Genomic DNA, 778 nt, shown 5'->3' on the forward strand with positions numbered 1-778 from the left:
GTGATGGTTACTCCGGCTATGATTGGCTGAAGAAGATAAATGGTCGTATATTGTGTCGCTGTGTCGTTCATGCCCGAAGACCAATGGAACGTGCCTTGAAGGAAAATCCTAATCTTGCAAAGATAGGTATCCTCTTCTACCAGAACATTAACCTGATTGAGGAAATGATAAAGGAGAAGAAACTTGAGGGCGAGGAGAAGGCACAGTTCAGGAAGGACCATGCTGAGCCACTATGGGAGGACTTCAAGCTATGGGCTGCAAGTGCCATCTTAGATGTGCCAAAAGACAGCAATATATATCAGGCATTGAACTATATGTTGCGCAACTATACAGAGTTGACCAATTATATAGACATCCCAGATATGCCATTGGACAATAATGATACCGAACGCCTGATCCGTGACATGGTGATGGGTAAGAAGGCTTATTTGTTCTGCCGTGACTTGGATGCTTGTAAACGTGCAGCAATGATGTACTCCTTGTTTGGAGCATGTAAGGTGCTAGATAAAAATCCTGAGCGTTGGCTTTGTTATGTGTTGAAGCACATAGATTCTACGCCTGAGGATAAGTATTATACTCTTCTTCCTGAGTTCTGGGAAGATGAGGAACAATAAAAATGAATTTAATATTTAGTCAAATTAAGTTATAACCTCCATTAGCTTGTGCTGATGGAGGGCTAAATTGCGTATTCTTGTCTCAAAATTAGAAAAATGATGCCGCCGTGCAAAGGTACAACATTATTTTGAGATTTGCAATACGGAGTTGAGCGGATACTTAC

Annotated in this window: 1 protein-coding gene; it reads left to right on the forward strand. The window is 41.4% G+C overall.

What is annotated here, in order from left to right:
- Positions 1-614 (forward strand): IS66 family transposase (locus ACTQ53_RS17520; RefSeq protein WP_441934596.1); only part of this gene is annotated, 614 nt, incomplete at its 5' end.
- Positions 615-778: the final 164 nt, after the last annotated feature.

The organism is Prevotella sp. Sow4_E9_plate (assembly GCF_052116205.1).
Taxonomy (GTDB): Bacteria; Bacteroidota; Bacteroidia; order Bacteroidales; family Bacteroidaceae; genus Prevotella.